Origin of the sequence: Nostoc sp. MS1 (assembly GCF_019976755.1) — a bacterium.
In the GTDB taxonomy this organism is placed as follows: domain Bacteria; phylum Cyanobacteriota; class Cyanobacteriia; order Cyanobacteriales; family Nostocaceae; genus Trichormus.
Map to the genome: position 1 here is coordinate 3,237,761 of NZ_AP023441.1, position 15,456 is coordinate 3,253,216.

The 15,456-nt window shown below is 43.5% G+C and carries 13 protein-coding genes and 1 tRNA gene; 10 read left to right on the top strand and 4 right to left on the bottom strand.

The genetic code is table 11. The features are described 5' to 3' along the window. Positions 1 to 68: 68 nt before the first annotated feature. Positions 69 to 2,228 carry a flavin-dependent dehydrogenase gene (locus NSMS1_RS14015; RefSeq protein WP_224094331.1) on the bottom strand — a complete coding sequence of 720 codons (2,160 nt, stop codon included), beginning with the start codon at positions 2,226 to 2,228 and terminating at the stop codon, positions 69 to 71. Positions 2,229 to 2,389: 161 nt separating this feature from the next. Here NSMS1_RS14015 and NSMS1_RS14020 point away from each other — a divergent pair, with 161 nt between their 5' ends. Beyond that, complete coding sequence (locus tag NSMS1_RS14020; RefSeq protein WP_224094333.1) at positions 2,390 to 2,623, top strand: hypothetical protein; 234 nt, start codon at positions 2,390 to 2,392, stop codon at positions 2,621 to 2,623. Positions 2,624 to 2,766: 143 nt separating this feature from the next. Here NSMS1_RS14020 and cimA read toward each other — a convergent pair whose 3' ends face one another. Next, on the bottom strand, positions 2,767 to 4,437 hold the full coding sequence (gene cimA, locus NSMS1_RS14025) for a citramalate synthase (RefSeq protein ID WP_224094335.1): 1,671 nt from the start codon (positions 4,435 to 4,437) through the stop codon (positions 2,767 to 2,769). 75 nt (positions 4,438 to 4,512) lie between these two features. Here cimA and NSMS1_RS14030 point away from each other — a divergent pair, with 75 nt between their 5' ends. From NSMS1_RS14030 to NSMS1_RS14050, 5 genes are all read left to right on the top strand, one after another. Continuing rightward, positions 4,513 to 4,851: a 2Fe-2S iron-sulfur cluster-binding protein gene (locus NSMS1_RS14030; RefSeq protein WP_224094337.1), complete on the top strand. Its 339-nt coding sequence runs from the start codon at positions 4,513 to 4,515 to the stop codon at positions 4,849 to 4,851. A gap of 21 nt (positions 4,852 to 4,872) precedes the next feature. Beyond that, positions 4,873 to 5,364 carry a hypothetical protein gene (locus NSMS1_RS14035; protein WP_224094338.1) on the top strand — a complete coding sequence of 164 codons (492 nt, stop codon included), beginning with the start codon at positions 4,873 to 4,875 and terminating at the stop codon, positions 5,362 to 5,364. Positions 5,365 to 5,572: 208 nt separating this feature from the next. Next, positions 5,573 to 7,585 (top strand): glycine oxidase ThiO, encoded by a 2,013-nt coding sequence (gene thiO, locus NSMS1_RS14040; RefSeq protein WP_224094340.1) that lies wholly within the window; start codon positions 5,573 to 5,575, stop codon positions 7,583 to 7,585. Between the two features lie 162 nt (positions 7,586 to 7,747). After that, the gene (psb34, locus tag NSMS1_RS14045; RefSeq protein ID WP_224094341.1) at positions 7,748 to 7,927 is read left to right on the top strand and encodes a photosystem II assembly protein Psb34; all 180 of its coding nucleotides are present in this window, start codon (positions 7,748 to 7,750) and stop codon (positions 7,925 to 7,927) included. A 461-nt stretch (positions 7,928 to 8,388) separates the two neighbouring features. After that, on the top strand, positions 8,389 to 10,602 hold the full coding sequence (locus NSMS1_RS14050; protein ID WP_224095232.1) for a tetratricopeptide repeat protein: 2,214 nt from the start codon (positions 8,389 to 8,391) through the stop codon (positions 10,600 to 10,602). 146 nt (positions 10,603 to 10,748) lie between these two features. Here the strand turns inward: NSMS1_RS14050 and NSMS1_RS14055 are convergent, their stop codons facing one another. Further along, complete coding sequence (locus NSMS1_RS14055; RefSeq protein ID WP_224094343.1) at positions 10,749 to 11,699, bottom strand: serine hydrolase; 951 nt, start codon at positions 11,697 to 11,699, stop codon at positions 10,749 to 10,751. 5 nt (positions 11,700 to 11,704) lie between these two features. Here NSMS1_RS14055 and NSMS1_RS14060 point away from each other — a divergent pair, with 5 nt between their 5' ends. The 3 genes from NSMS1_RS14060 (at position 11,705) to NSMS1_RS14070 (ending at position 14,776) form a co-directional block, all read left to right on the top strand. Then, positions 11,705 to 12,409 (top strand): C40 family peptidase, encoded by a 705-nt coding sequence (locus tag NSMS1_RS14060; RefSeq protein ID WP_224094345.1) that lies wholly within the window; start codon positions 11,705 to 11,707, stop codon positions 12,407 to 12,409. Positions 12,410 to 12,423: 14 nt separating this feature from the next. Continuing rightward, complete coding sequence (locus NSMS1_RS14065) at positions 12,424 to 13,443, top strand: glycosyltransferase family 2 protein (RefSeq protein WP_224094347.1); 1,020 nt, start codon at positions 12,424 to 12,426, stop codon at positions 13,441 to 13,443. Between the two features lie 100 nt (positions 13,444 to 13,543). Continuing rightward, positions 13,544 to 14,776: an MFS transporter gene (locus NSMS1_RS14070; RefSeq protein ID WP_224094348.1), complete on the top strand. Its 1,233-nt coding sequence runs from the start codon at positions 13,544 to 13,546 to the stop codon at positions 14,774 to 14,776. 61 nt (positions 14,777 to 14,837) lie between these two features. Here NSMS1_RS14070 and NSMS1_RS14075 read toward each other — a convergent pair. Beyond that, a tRNA-Arg gene (locus NSMS1_RS14075) sits at positions 14,838 to 14,911 on the bottom strand. Between the two features lie 37 nt (positions 14,912 to 14,948). On the opposite strand from NSMS1_RS14075, the gene moaC reads away from it, so the two are divergent. Further along, positions 14,949 to 15,455 carry a cyclic pyranopterin monophosphate synthase MoaC gene (gene moaC / locus NSMS1_RS14080; protein WP_224094350.1) on the top strand — a complete coding sequence of 169 codons (507 nt, stop codon included), beginning with the start codon at positions 14,949 to 14,951 and terminating at the stop codon, positions 15,453 to 15,455. Position 15,456: the final 1 nt, after the last annotated feature.

The window sequence follows — 15,456 nt, forward strand, 5'->3', positions numbered from 1 at the left end:
AAGCAGGGGGAGCAGAGGAGAAAAAACAACCATTAACTGTCAATTGTCAATTGTCAACTGTCTCCTGCCTACCCCCTTGCCCCTTCTGGGTTATGAATTACTGCTTGGGAATTAAGTTCGGCATACTGCTGGCGCGATCGCGGTCTGCCTGTGGTGATAGCGTAGTTAATAGCTAATAACCGTAACCATAAGGCGGGGTTGTGTGTTTCTAGCCAAGGTTTTATTTGTATTAGTAAGCGTGGAAACCATGCACTCAGTAAAACATTAACTAAGGCGTGACGACCGAAGTTAAGATAATTGCCTACCCACCTTACCAAATCTCTGGAACCAGCTAGTTCCCAAATCCACCACACTAATGCAGGATTTTTCCTCGCGGCTTTAAGTGCTAGGCGGTTAAAGGTGAACCAGTCACACCTATCTTTAATGAAATTATCGGCAACTTCGGGAGGTTCATCTGCAAGTAACCCAAAAAATGTATTCAACATTGAGTTAATGCGTTGGGGAGGGATAAATTTCCCTGTGGGAACCATCATTCCTTTAGAAAATAGCCAAGTTATCGATACATTGCTTTGATAGGCTCGAATTAAATTCAAGTGACTGAACTTTAATAAATCATGTTTAAGGGCTACATCTAATAAGGTTGTTAGCCGTTCTAAGTTACGCACCAAGGAACCGAAACCAGTAAATACAAGGGGTGATTGTAGTGATGCAGCATCACCGATCGCAATTAATCTATCAAAAGCTATGGTGCGATCGCTACTACTAACACTAAAATGCCCTGGAATATACCCAAAGGTTGGCTTTTTCCACACCAGCTTGTCCATATCGCAACGGCGATATTCTGGCAAAATTGTGAAAAAGTCTTCGTACATCTCTAACAAGGAACCTGGGTTTTGGGCGTTGACTTCGTGGTAGTGAAACAAATAAATTGTCAGTTCTTCACCCGCCCCAGGAAATAATTCCCAAATTAACTGCCTCCCACGCGAGATATCACCATGACTATATAGAACATCTCCATATTGAGAATCCCACACTCCCGGCTCAAAACCTCCGTCTACCACTGCCCCCACTGTGGGACACACACTATCAAAAGCACGACCACCATTTAATTGCCATGCAATAGGAGAGGCTGTTCCCATCGCATCTACTAACAGCCGTCCATTGACTTGTTTTTCCTGTTGCGTGGGTAAATGCTTGACAGTAACAACAACTTGTGTATCATCAACATCGGCACGAATAAATTCCGTCTCATCCCAAATTTCCCCGCCAGCACTCAGAAGTTTCTGCCCACACATTTGTAGCCATTTCTCTGAGTCTAAAGCTATATTTAACACCGTTGGCGTATGTAAAACAGGCGATCGCAATTTCTCTGGGTTATTCCCATCAAAAAACTTATTAAAACCGTCCTTATATTCCCGGACAATTACCGTTTCTAACTCGGCTGCTGTCACCAAACCCAAGTTCAGCAAACTTTGCAATTCATCCCGCGAAATATTCCATTCCCGGTTCATCCGCCCAAAAGGCAACCGCTCCACCAGCAGCACTTTATACCCCAACTTTGCCATCACCGCCGCATGAATTGACCCCAATGCGCCGCCGATGTATATCAGGTCATAGGTGGGAGATGAGGAGGATGAGGGAGATGAGGAGGATGAGGGAGAGGTGTGTTTTCTCTCTTCCCCTACTCCCCCTACCCCTTCCACTCTTACACCTTGCGAAAATATTACTTGACGCGGCTGTTGCGGATTTCGTACTCCCTCACGCCATCGCTGTTCCCACCAGTAGGCACGGTTGAGGTCATATTCCCCATTAGGCATTTTTTGGAAATATTTAACTGTTAAAGGGTAATAGGGAGCTAGGGCGGCAAAAATTGATTGCTGGGATAAATCAATAGCTGGCGGTTCTGGGTAGTGATGTGGAAAACGCTGACGAATTTGTCTAGTTAAGTTTTGTAATACTTCCTTCTCTTGTGGTAATGGCTGTTCTGCCCAACGAAAAACCTTTAAATAAGTAGTTCTTTGGACTGACCACACAAATATAGAAAATTCTTTCGGTAGATTTTCGGTAATTTTTGCCCCATTTACTGTATATTTACTAGATATTTTCAGGCGACAGCCATCGGGGGTAAGTATTTTTTCCCAATTTCCTGGATCAAACTCTGTTTGCAGCCAACTGCGTACAGAAGCGATATCCGTAATTGGCACTTCTAAATACAGAATTTCTTTCATGTTTTGCTGACATCTCCGTCGATCTACTCACTAGGACAGATATGCGAAGGCAATAAATGCGATATACTCCGCCTTATCAGTTTTTATAAAGATTCAGTAAAGACTTTTTAATAATTTTGTCAATTTTTCTTACTCATTTAATAAATTTATAAACCTACGCCATGAATTATCCCATTCCAGATAGCCCACAAGAAATTTTTGCTTTAAAACAAAAGCCTATAGATGAAGAATTAGTAGCCTCGGCGATCGCTGGAGTAATTAAAATAGTGCGATCGCAAGGACAATCCTTAGATGAGTTAACAGCCCAGCTACTAGCAGACGACCCCTTATTAGACCAACAACAACGCCGTTGGCTAAGTAAAGTAGTCACTCAAGCATGGGAGAGTTTTACATGAGGGCAGTTGACAGTTGACAGCATTGCACTGAGCTTGCCCAAGTGTTGACAGTTGACAGTTGTCATTAGTTATTCTCCCCTGCTCCCCTGCTCCCCTGCTTCCCTCTCTCCCTCATCTCCCCCCACTCCCCACTCCCCACTCCCTCACCCCTTCACTGCCGCCTCAGCTTGAGCGTGTAATAACAAACCATATTCCAACCCCTCAACAACTGCTTGATAAGAAGCTGCCAAGATATTTGGTGAAACGCCTACAGTTGTCCAGCGTTGATGACCATTACCTGATTCCACCAAAGCACGAGTTTTTGCAGACGTGCCTGTGTGTCCATCCAGAATACGCACTTTGTAGTCTGTTAACTCAAAGGTGGCTATTTGGGGATAGAAGTTGACTAAAGCCTTGCGTAAGGCTGCATCCAAGGCAGCCACAGGGCCATTTCCTTCTGCGGCTTCCAAAATATTCTTACCGTTAACAGCCACCTTTACAGTCGCCAAGGCATTCGTCGTTTCCTTGCCCTCCACTAAATCACAGTGAACTTGGAAGCCCTTCACTTCAAAAAACTCCTGTCTTCCGCCCAAAGCTTCATACATTAACAAAGCAAAACTTGCCTCGGCTGCCTCAAATTGATACCCTTCACTTTCCAATTCCTTGAGGCGCTGAAGAATTTGCTTTGCTTCTGGTGTCTGTTTATCGAGTTCAATGCCAAAAGTCCGGGCTTTGGCTAATACATTACTAATACCCGACTGCTCAGAAATGACAATCCGGCGATGGTTGCCCACTTGTTCCGGCTGAATGTGTTCGTATGTCAGAGGATTCCGTTCCACGGCAGAAACATGAATACCACCTTTATGTGCAAAAGCCGAACGCCCTACAAAAGGGGCGTGTTCATCAGGAGCGAGGTTAACGACTTCACTCACAAAACGACTAGCCTCGGCAAGTTGCGTTAACTGGTGTTCTGCGATACAGCTATAACCTAACTTCAACTGTAAATTAGGAATTAATGAACATAAATTAGCATTGCCACAACGTTCGCCATAACCATTGATAGTACCTTGTACCATCGTCGCTCCTGCCATTACTGCTGCCACGGCATTGGCAACTGCCATATCCGAATCATTATGAGTATGAATACCAATTTGGGGAATTGGTAATTGGTAATTGGTAATTGGTAATTGGCTCAAATCTTCCCTACTTCCTACTGCCCATTTCTTACTCCCCGCTACAACATCTTGCACAACTTGACTGACTTCATGAGGCAAAGTACCGCCATTGGTATCACACAAAACTAGCCATTCTGCACCTGCTAACATTGCTGTTTTCAGAGTCTCCATAGCATAGTCTCGATTGTGCTTATAGCCATCAAACCAGTGTTCGGCATCGTAGATCACGCGCCGCCCTTGTGAGCGAAAAAACTCGATAGTCTCGCGGATCATCGCTAAATTTTCTTCTAAAGTTGTTTTTAAGCCCGTTGTGACATGTAAATCCCAAGATTTGCCGAAAATCGTTACCCAGCGAGAACCCGCAGTGAGGATATCTTGTAACATTGGTTCATCGGCAGCATGGGTATTGGGGCGGCGAGTTGAACAAAATGCAACAATTTCTGCTTGTTTGAGCGGATCTTCCTGAAGTTGCCAGAAAAATTGAACATCCTTTGGGTTGGCTCCCGGCCATCCACCTTCAATAAACGGAATCCCTAATTGATCGAGTCTGTGAGCAATGCGTAGCTTGTCTTCTATGGAAATTGATAGCCCTTCGCGCTGAGTGCCATCCCGTAGTGTGGTGTCATAAAGCCAAATGTGGGGTGAGGGATTTTTGGTCATAGGACTAAAACTTTGGAGACAACTTTAAAGGCAATGTGCCAAGATACAACAAAAAGCCAATTTGCTGATTAAAATATGCCTAAGGTATTAGCTCAGGGTCAGACAATCGAGTGTAAAAACGGAGAAAATTTACGCAAAGTTCTGCTAAAAAGTGGTATCGACCTCTACAATGGCGGTGCTAAGGTAATAAACTGTCGGGGTATTGGCAGTTGTGGTACTTGTGCTGTCAAGATAGAGGGTGAAGTGTCTGTAGCGAATTGGCGAGATCAAACGCGGCGTTCGCTTCCTCCTCATTCTCCTACAAAAGACTTGCGTTTAGCTTGTCAAACTCAAGTATTGGGTGATGTGAAGGTGACAAAATTTGATGGATTTTGGGGTCAAGGTTCTCAGGTAGTGTGGCAACCAGAAGGTTAGGTTAACAAGGAGAAAATCAAAATGGGTAGATGGACACCGTTAATTCTTATGGCTGGAGGCTTGGCAATTCTTATGGGAACTTTGCTAGGCATTAATTTTCCTATGGGCGGCCAGCAACAAACCGCTAGTAATACTACTTCAACTAGTAATACCACTCCTAGCGGCAAAGCGTCTAAGGTACTCCCAGCTAACATTAATGTTAATAGCTCCACCACAAATCGTAATCGCAACAATGCTACGTCCGAGGAAAACAGACGTAGTGTACCTCAAGAGAATCTCTCTACTAATAACGAAGAGAGAAATAGTGAAGAAAGCACTACCGAACAACGAGGTAACAGTAATCAGCAAGAGCGTACAGCTAACACTGACAGAACTAGTGTGGCGCAAAATAACAACTCTACTGAATCATCTGGGAATAATACATCAGAATCAAATACTACAGAAGTTCAATCTACCGATAATTCATCAAGCGACACAAATGACGCAAAAGAGCCAATTCGGGCTTTGTGGTAAGGCAGTGCTGAGTGCTGAGTCATGTTAGCGGTAGCGGCGCGTTTAGCACGCGCTGAGTCATAGGTGCTTGGTGCTAATTTTGGGAAAATTCTTAATTTTGAATTTTGAATTGATTCCCACTTGTACTAGTCGTTAGTTACAAGTTATGAGTTATTAGTTGTGTACTAATGGTAAATAGCTAATATTAAATACCAATGACTAATGACTAATGACTAGGGACATTGTAATTATTGGTGGCGGAGCTATTGGATTAGCGATCGCCGTTGAATTGAAATTGCGCGGGGCAGAAGTCACCGTTCTTTGTCGTGACTTCCAAGCGGCTGCTTCTAGTGCCGCAGCCGGGATGTTAGCGCCGGATGCTGAACAAATCACAGATCCGGCAATGAAGTCGCTATGCTGGCGATCGCGCTCTTTATATCCAGAATGGACACGTAAACTAGAAGATTTGACAGGCTTAAATGCTGGCTACTGGCCTTGCGGCATTCTTGCACCAGTGTATGGAGTTAAAAGTAGCAATAATTCTCCCTCATCTCCCTCATCTCCCTCATCTCCCTCATCTCCCTCATCTCCCTCCTACTGGCTAGACAAAACGTCTATCCATCAATACCAGCCAGGATTAGGTGCAGAAGTAGTTGGTGGTTGGTGGTATCCAGAGGATGCCCAAGTGAATAACCAAACGCTGGTGCGTGTGCTGTGGGCTGCGGCAGAAACCCTTGGTGTTGAACTCAAAGACGGCATTACAGTAGAAGGCTTATTACAGCAGCAAGGACAAGTTTTAGGCGTACAAACCAACATCGGCATTATCCGGGCTGAACACTATGTTTTAGCCACAGGTGCTTGGGCAAATGAATTATTACCTATACCCGTAAGTCCACGCAAAGGGCAGATGTTACGTGTGAGAGTGCCGGATTATGTGCCGGAATTGCCCTTAAAGCGAGTTTTATTTGGCGAAAATATATACATCGTACCCAGGAAAGACCGTTCTATTATTGTTGGGGCGACTAGTGAGGATGTGGGCTTTACTCCCCATAACACCCCCGCAGGCATCCAAAGCTTACTTCAAGGCGCAATCCGTCTCTATCCTCAATTACAAAACTATCCCATTCAAGAGTTCTGGTGGGGATTCCGCCCCGCTACCCCAGACGAACTACCCATATTAGGAACTAGCCACTGTCCTAACTTAACCTTAGCCACTGGTCATTATCGCAATGGCATCTTACTCACACCAGTAACAGCCACACTCATAGCCGATTTAATCTGGGAACAAAAATCCGACCCCCTACTATCTCACTTCCACTACTCACGGTTCCAGAAACCGCCATCTACCACCCCCCCCATGCTTACCCACTCCCCACTCCCCACTCCCCACTCCCGGTTGGTGAATCTCGACTCCGCTCGATTACCGCTTGTTGAAACACCACTCCCCAATCTTGACTCCCCCCTAATCATCGCCGGCAAATCTTTTCAATCCCGCTTGATGACTGGCACAGGCAAATACCGCAGCATTGAGGAAATGCAGCAAAGTGTTGTTGCTAGTGGTTGCCAAATCGTGACTGTAGCGGTGCGGCGAGTCCAAACCAAAGCCCCAGGACATGAAGGTTTAGCCGAAGCTTTAGACTGGTCAAAAATCTGGATGTTACCTAATACAGCCGGCTGTCAAACAGCAGAAGAAGCAGTGCGGGTTGCCCGTTTGGGTAGGGAAATGGCCAAGTTATTGGGTCAAGAAGATAATAATTTTGTCAAGTTAGAGGTTATACCAGACCCGAAATATTTACTTCCCGACCCCATCGGCACGTTACAAGCTGCCGAACAACTGGTAAAAGAAGGTTTCGCCGTATTACCCTATATCAACGCTGACCCCATGTTAGCCAAACGCCTAGAAGATGTAGGCTGTGCCACAGTCATGCCATTAGCATCACCCATCGGTTCAGGACAGGGTTTAAAAACTACTGCCAATATTCAAATCATTATCGAAAATGCCAAAATCCCAGTAGTAGTAGATGCTGGTATTGGTGCGCCTTCAGAAGCCTCTCAGGCAATGGAATTAGGGGCAGATGCCTTGTTAATTAATAGTGCGATCGCTCTAGCCCAAAATCCAGCCGCTATGGCTCAAGCCATGAACTTAGCCACCGTCGCTGGTCGTCTAGCCTACCTCGCCGGCAGAATGCCCATCAGAACCAATGCCAGCGCCAGTTCACCCCTAACAGGAACGATTAGTTAGTCCATAGTCAATAGTCCATAGTCCAAAACTCTCTGAACTGTTGACTGTTGACTAATGACTAATGCCTAATGACTAAATGTAACGATTTGTATCCAATGATATGAGTACAAGATATATCTTTTTATAAGATGAGATAAAAGAATCAGAGCAAGGAAATAATTCATGCCCTATACAAACGAAGAAGGCGGACTTCTAAACAACTTTGCTAGGGAGCCAAAGGTTTACCAAGCTGAACCTCCCACAACCGGACAAAAGCGTACTTACGTAATTTTAGGAGTCGCCGCCACGATTTTGGTTGGCGGTTTAATTTTTGTCGCCTTCTCTGTTTCTAATGTCAGTTAAGGATAAACCTTGAAAAATTTAATTAATATTACTTCAGGTTCTATTTTTTAAGAACCTGTTTTTATTTGATAATAAAAATATATTTATGTAAATATACTTATTTAATATAAGTGTAAAAGTTCTAAATTTATCCTGAGCAGAGTCTTAAACCTCTGATTATAGTTAAAACTTACACAATTGAGGGAGATGAGGAAGTGGAGGAGATAGGGAAGATGAGAGAGTAGGGGGAGACAAGGGAGAGAATAATTATTACTGCTTTCTGCCTTCTGTAATTTAAGAAGCTTAAGGTACGCCTTCCCTCATTCCTTACAGGCAAATCCTGTTGGTAGTTTACATCTTCCCGTAACGTCCTGTTCGCGGTAGTGTTGCGTAGCACAGAGAACGATAGGGAACAAAGCTACATCTTCCTCATCTCCCTCATCTCCCTCATCTCCCTCATCTTCCCTACCTCTCCTATCACCATGAGCGTCAATGACACTGGAAATCCTGAAAATTCTGTTTGGAATAGGCAAGTATATCACCGTCTAAAACTTGCCCTCAGTCTTGGTTTACGAAGACAAATTTTTTTAGCTGTTTGTGATGATTTACACCTACGCAATCAAGTCGCAGCCCGGTTGCATTCTACTTTGGCGTATCCTGTAGGACAAGTGTTGTATCAGCCATCACATGGACAAGAAGCAAGTACATCGGCTTATCCCAGGCTTGTTACTTTGCGCCTGAACTTAAATGAACCAGATCCTATTGCTCAAATTAATCAGTGGTTGACTAATTATCCACCGCCAATTGTTGGTGCTTCTAAGGATACCCCAGGAAGACCCTTACCAATTCCCACTTTTCAAATTGTCGGTGTAGAACAACTTACAAAACAAACTGTAGCTAGTCAACGTTTATTTCTTCACTACTTACGCTTAAGCGAACAATTATTTGCCGCTCAAGAATCGAGTCGATTTCTCGAATCTAGTGTATTGTTATGGGTGTCTCGTCCTTGGTTATCGGCTATTCAGCAGTCAGCACCACAGTTTTGGCGTTGGCGGACTGGTGTGTTTGTATTTGCGGGAGAACCTACCCCAACAACACAAAATTTAGGTCATCCAGAACGTTTATCTAATTCTCGAAACGTGAAGTTAGGAAATCTTGAGCAGTCTTTACTAGACGACTTAGGTATGGAAGGTGAGGTTAGAAGCTCATCTACTACAGAATTAAACTTTGGGGATGACTTAGGTTTATCAACAGAAATACCAGGGAATTACTCTCAACCAAAAGAGGAAACTCCACTGTTAGTCTCAGAATCACACACAACCCAGCAGAAAGCACAAGATAATATTGTTAGGTTTAATACAGCCAATCCTCAAGCTTTATTATCCTTATCTCATGTCAGCCAGGAATTGACGGAGTTGGTGCTGGCAACAATTAATACAAACATATCTTCAGATGTAGAGGGTGACTGGCAACCCCAAGAATTACTGTTAGAGATTGAAGCATTGCATTCGCAATCGGCTTCTGGGGAAATATTGGCGGCTGCTTATCATCAGTTAGGAAATTTGTATCGTCTGCGAATTGAGCAAGGACAATCAACCTTAGAAAATTTGATGGTAGCAATTATTGCCTATCAAGAATCTATTAGCTATGACGAAAATTCGCCGCAATTGCCGGATATATTAAATGATTTAGGTACTCTCTATTGGATGTTGTATCGCACACCACCCAATGTAGAGGAGGGGCAAACTTATATTGAGCAGGGGATAGAATTTTATGAGTTAGCTTTAAAAATGATTTCCCCTGAGACACACCCTGATACTTACGCACGGGTGCAAAATAATTTAGGAACTGCTTACGGAGACTTGGCGCGGTTTGAGAGTCCGGCGGAGAATTGGCAGCGAGCTGTTGTTGCTTATAGCGAAGCTTTACGCCACCGGACTGTGGAATCAGACCCCTTAAAGTATGCTGCTTGTCAAAATAATATTGGTACTGCCTACTGGCATTTAGCTCAGTATAATCAACCAGTAGTGCATTTGAAGAAAGCGATCGCCGCCTACAAACAAGCACTAGCTCATTACAATCCCCAAGATGAACCCCTGAAATATGGGATGATTCAAAATAATGTCGGTACTGCCTACTGGAATTTGGCACAGTACGAACAACCAGGGGAAAATCTTCAGTTAGCGATTGAGGTTTACAGTGAAGCTTTGAAATATCGCACGGCTGCGGTGGTTCCGAGTGCTTGTGCTGCGACACAAAATAATTTAGGTACAGCTTACTGGCATTTAGCAAATTTACCGCAAACGACCAAAGAAGTGCGGGAAAAATTATTAAATTTATGTATAACTGCTTATGAAGAAGCGATCGCCCTAGCTCATTCATTAGGTAATGTATCTTTAAGCTTTGATTTATTTGCTACACACAATAATTTAGGTTTAGCCCATTATCAGTTAGTAACTGATCATTCTTTTACTGGAGATAAAAACAAGCGATCGCACCATCTAGAAGCTGCATTGGATAATCATTTGCAAGCCTTAAATGGTTTGAGTAAACAACCAGAGGCTTATCAAGCAACCTTTGCTTACGTTGTGAAAACAATTCGTGCTTTTCATAATGAATTGGGTATTCAAGGGCAGAATTTGGCTTTATCTAAGGTTCCTGGTCATTTGTTACCGGAAATTCTCCCCAAGTTGTAGTTGAGATGGGCTAGGAGTCCGAAGCAAATAAGGTTTTCCAAATTTATCAAAAAATACAGTAGGGGCGAGCTGATGTGGTTCTCCTTCCCTACAGGACGCTCCGCGTAGCTTGCTTCCAGTGGTACGGCAAGCTCAGTGCAACGCTGTCAACTGTCAACTGTCAACTGACTAACCGCTTGAGCGATTAACTTAGAAACATAGGGTAAGATGTCTCGACTCTTGGCTTGGGCTTTACCTTCTGTAAAAACTACTAATAAGTAAGGACGCTGGTCTGGGATTTCGATATAGGCTGCATCATGACGGACTTGGCTTGTCCAACCAGCTTTTGACCAAATTTGTGCGTCTTGGGGTAAACCGCCGCCTAAAAAACCTGTCACTTGGTCTTCTTCTACATCTTGGGGTAACTCGTCGGGGTTGAGGCTGCGTTTGAGTAAAGCCATCATTGCTTGCGATCGCTCACTCGAAACCGCTACCCCACCCACGATACTATGAAGTAAACGGGCGATCGCATTTGTGGTTAACATATTCCGATTTTCAAACATCTCGCCATAAAACGCTCTTTCTCGTCCATAAGGGCCATCACCCCAGGTTTTTTGACAAGCGTTTATTGTCTCCATCTCCTCCCAACCTAAAGACTGGTAGTAGCGGTTAATAATATTACGTTGATTTTTCCAAGTATCATAAGGGCCTAATGGTAATTCTGGTCCTGAAGTCGTACCAGTCAAAATATCTACAACTAAGCTGGTAGCATCATTGCTAGAATCAACAATCATATCGCGCAAAGCCCGCTCTAACTCTTTTGAAGGTTGAGTCATACCTTTCTCTAACCATTCGTTAGCGGCTACCAAGTAAAACAGCTTAACTACACTCGCCGGATAAATTCGTTCCTCACCACGATAATTAAAACCCCTGACCGAATGGTTCCAAAAAGCATTAGGAGTTAACGCCCCACCAGTATTTACCGGTACTGGCGGATCGTAAACTACCCAAGTTAAGGCAATTTGGTTACGGTCTAAGGTGGGAAAAGCTGTCCAAGTGGCTTCTAAAAAGCTATGACCAAGATTTTCTAATTGTTTGTCTTTTTGAAAAAAAACCATTGCAGATGCTCTCTAATATAGAATCACAAATCCAAAATCCCCAATTGGCAGAATACGAATCTTTAGCTGATTTGAACTTATATGATTCCCCTGAATGTACCAGCTTGGCAACTCAGGCGACCTTCGGGCGACATTTACAGGTAACATCAAATCAGCAAGCTTCAGCAGTTGAGGTGTATTTATGTGAGGACGATTACCCAGGTTGGCTATCTCTTAGTGACTTAAATTTATTAAAACCTGCTACTGTACTTTATCAGGCTAAATCATTTTCGGAATCGGAAATTAAGAAACTGCTACCAGAAGTGATTGCTTTTACTCATAAAGCTATGCAGCAGTCAAATTATTATCTTTGGGGCGGTACAGTCGGGCCGAATTATGACTGTTCTGGTTTAATGCAGGCGGCGTTTGTTTCGGTGGGAATTTGGCTACCTAGAGATGCTTATCAGCAAGAAGCTTTTACTCAAGCAATTACTATTGACGAATTAGCACCAGGAGATTTGGTATTTTTTGGAACTCCCCAAAAAGCTACTCATGTAGGGTTGTATTTGGGAGATGGTAGTTATATTCATAGTTCAGGCAAAGCACAAGGACGTAACGGTATTGGAATTGACATCCTCTCGGAACAGGGAGATGTGGTAAGTCGGTCATATTATCAGCAACTGCGAGGTGCTGGCAGAGTTGTTAAAAGTTACGAACCACAAAGACGTTAAGGATACTGAGGAACATGAGGAGTGGGTTAGTTTCGGCTAGGGTGAACGCAGATAATGAAGGCATTTCTACTATTATTCCCGATGTTTCTGTGGTAGTGCCAGTACATGATGAAGTGGAAAGTCTACCTTTATTATTAGAGGCGATCGCATCTACTTTATCTGCTAGTCAGTTAAGTTATGAAATCATCTGTGTGGATGATGGTTCGACTGATGGATCAGATAAGTTCCTCAAAGAACAAGCACAAATTCGTTCTGACCTAAAAGTAGTGATTTTGCGGCGTAATTATGGGCAAACTGCGGCGATGGCAGCCGGATTCAATTATGCTTTAGGTGAGGCGATCGTTACTTTAGATGCTGATTTGCAAAACGACCCAGCCGACATCCCTATGCTATTGGCAAAGTTAGAGGAAGGTTTTGACTTAGTTAGTGGTTGGCGACACAAGCGTCAAGATGCAGCCATCTCCCGCTTACTTCCTTCTAAAATTGCTAACTGGTTGATTGGTAAAATTACTGGGGTAAAACTGCACGACTACGGCTGTTCCCTGAAAGCCTATCGTTCAGAAGTAGTGGCAGATATGAACCTCTACGGCGAACTGCACCGCTTTTTGCCAGCTTTGGCTTATATAGAAGGTGCGAGGATTACCGAAATTCCTGTACGACATCACGCTCGACGCTTTGGACGCAGTAAATACGGCATTTGGCGGACATTCCGCGTTCTGATGGATTTATTAACCATCTCTTTCATGAAAAAGTTCCTCACACGCCCAATGCACGTTTTTGGGTTGTTGGGTTTGATATCAATGGTTTTGGGTACAGGGATCGGAATTTACTTAACTTTCGTTAAGTTGGCTTTTGGTGAAATGATTGGTAATCGCCCTTTGCTGATTTTGGCAGTATTATTACTAGTCACAGGTGTACAGTTATTCTGCTTTGGTCTTTTAGCAGAATTACTCATGCGTACTTACCACGAATCCCAAGGACGACCTATTTATAGGGTGAGAGAAGTAGTAGCAAAAAATGGGAACTCAAGGTAAAAATGTTAGTAAAGAAAAGTTGGGAACTCAGCATTCAAAATCTTGGGTGTTCAATCCTGACTTTTTGGTTAAAAACACTTAGCATTGAATTGCATCTACCTTGAAAGCTTTTCATACCTTTGACGCAACTCTGCAACTTAACCTGCTGATTCTATTTACGGCAGGTTTATTATTCTGGTCTAGTACAGCTACTTTTTTACCCACTCTACCGTTATATATCGAGAACGTGGGAGGAAGCAAGCAAGAAATTGGCATTGTCATGGGTGGCTTCGCTATTGGGTTATTGCTGTTTCGCCCAATGTTGGGACGATTAGCAGATCAACATGGTCGGAAATTGCTGCTATTAATTGGCACAATTGTAGCGACAACAGCCCCTTTTGGTTATTTAGCGTTTAAAGCCATTCCCTTATTAATGCTGGTGCGAATATTTCACGGCATTAGCATTGCTGCTTTTACTACTGGTTACAGTGCCTTAGTAGCAGATTTAGCTCCAGTGACTATTCGTGGTGAGATTATTAGTTATATGAGTTTAACTGCACCCATTGGCTTGGCAATTGGCCCAGCTATGGGGGGATATTTAGAGTCTACTACTGGTTATCCTTTCTTATTTTTGCTAACTGCCGAATTGGCTTTTATCGGACTTTTAGGTGCATTACAAGTTAATAATCCTCCAATTCAAAAACAGCAAACAAGCAAAACTAGTAGTAATTATTGGCAAATTTTGACCAGTCCACGGGTGAGAATACCGACATTGGTGATGTTATTAGTGGGGATAGGAGTTGGTGCTGTCCATACTTTCGTCCCACTGTATATTAAATCAACGGGGGCAGAACTTAACGCTGGGCTGTTTTATACTATTTCTGCCATCAGTAGTTTTAGTTTACGGATTTTTATAGGTAAAGCAAGCGATCGCCTGGGCCGGGGTTTATTCATCACTTTTGGTATCATTGCTTATTTGATAGCATCTTTGCTGTTATTTTTCGCCAACAGTACCATTACTTTTATGCTTGCCGCTTTAGCTGAAGGTTGTGGCGGCGGTACAATGATTTCCATGATTACAACGATGATGGCAGACCGTTCGGTACCGCAAGAAAGGGGGCGGATTTTCGCTATTTGTATCGCTGGCTTTGACTTAGGAATTGCGATCGCAGCTCCCCTTTTAGGTTTTATAGCTCAACAAATGGGCTACCGGAGTATGTTTGCCTATACTAGTGTGTTAATGGTGGTAGCACTGATAGTTTTCCTGACTCTATCGAGTAAGAACCTAACTCATTCCTTAAAGTTTGCGTTGGGTCGTGGTCAAGATGTCTATTCCTTGAATAATAGCCACTAAGTTGATAAAAAAATAGGCAGAGCTAAAACAACTCTTGCCTGTTTAGTTTTTGCTTTTGGAACGGGCGAGGAGGGATTCGAACCCCCGACACCGTGGTCCGTAGCCACGTGCTCTAGTCCACTGAGCTACACGCCCTTACAAGAAATATATATTAGCACTTTCTTTGAGGATTATGCAAGACCTATTTTCGGAAAATTCTGCCAACCTCACTCATCTAGATGCTCAAGGGCAGGCACAGATGGTTGATGTGTCTGGGAAAGCCGCAACTGTGAGGGAAGCTGTGGCGGTTGGTCAGGTGCGGATGCGTCCAGAAACTCTAGTAGCCATCCAAGCTGGCAACACTCCCAAAGGTGATGTGTTAGCTACCGCTCGAATAGCTGGGATTATGGCAGCCAAACAGACGGCAAATTTGATTCCCCTGTGCCATCCCCTACCATTGCAGAAAGTAACTGTTGAGATTACAGCAGATCCTCTACTTCCTGGTTATCAAATCGAAGCCACCGTCAAAACTAAAGCCGAAACTGGTGTAGAAATGGAAGCTTTAACTGCTGTTTCCGTGGCGGCTTTAACTTTATACGATATGGCAAAAGCTCTAGAAAAATCGATGCAAATTGAATCGATTCGATTAGTTAGTAAAACTGGTGGCAAATCAGGAGATTATACTAATTTGGGATTTTAGA

Bases quoted from the DNA above. Each gene is read 5' to 3' on its own strand.
- NSMS1_RS14055 (WP_224094343.1), bottom strand. From the start codon at position 11,699: ATGGTTTTTTTTCAAAAAGACAAACAATTAGAAAATCTTGGTCATAGC.
- NSMS1_RS14060 (WP_224094345.1), top strand. From the start codon at position 11,705: ATGCTCTCTAATATAGAATCACAAATCCAAAATCCCCAATTGGCAGAA.
- NSMS1_RS14065 (WP_224094347.1), top strand. From the start codon at position 12,424: ATGAGGAGTGGGTTAGTTTCGGCTAGGGTGAACGCAGATAATGAAGGC.
- psb34 (WP_224094341.1), top strand. From the start codon at position 7,748: ATGCCCTATACAAACGAAGAAGGCGGACTTCTAAACAACTTTGCTAGG.
- cimA (WP_224094335.1), bottom strand. From the start codon at position 4,437: ATGACCAAAAATCCCTCACCCCACATTTGGCTTTATGACACCACACTA.
- thiO (WP_224094340.1), top strand. From the start codon at position 5,573: ATGACTAGGGACATTGTAATTATTGGTGGCGGAGCTATTGGATTAGCG.
- NSMS1_RS14020 (WP_224094333.1), top strand. From the start codon at position 2,390: ATGAATTATCCCATTCCAGATAGCCCACAAGAAATTTTTGCTTTAAAA.
- NSMS1_RS14030 (WP_224094337.1), top strand. From the start codon at position 4,513: ATGCCTAAGGTATTAGCTCAGGGTCAGACAATCGAGTGTAAAAACGGA.
- NSMS1_RS14015 (WP_224094331.1), bottom strand. From the start codon at position 2,228: ATGAAAGAAATTCTGTATTTAGAAGTGCCAATTACGGATATCGCTTCT.
- moaC (WP_224094350.1), top strand. From the start codon at position 14,949: ATGCAAGACCTATTTTCGGAAAATTCTGCCAACCTCACTCATCTAGAT.
- NSMS1_RS14035 (WP_224094338.1), top strand. From the start codon at position 4,873: ATGGGTAGATGGACACCGTTAATTCTTATGGCTGGAGGCTTGGCAATT.
- NSMS1_RS14050 (WP_224095232.1), top strand. From the start codon at position 8,389: ATGAGCGTCAATGACACTGGAAATCCTGAAAATTCTGTTTGGAATAGG.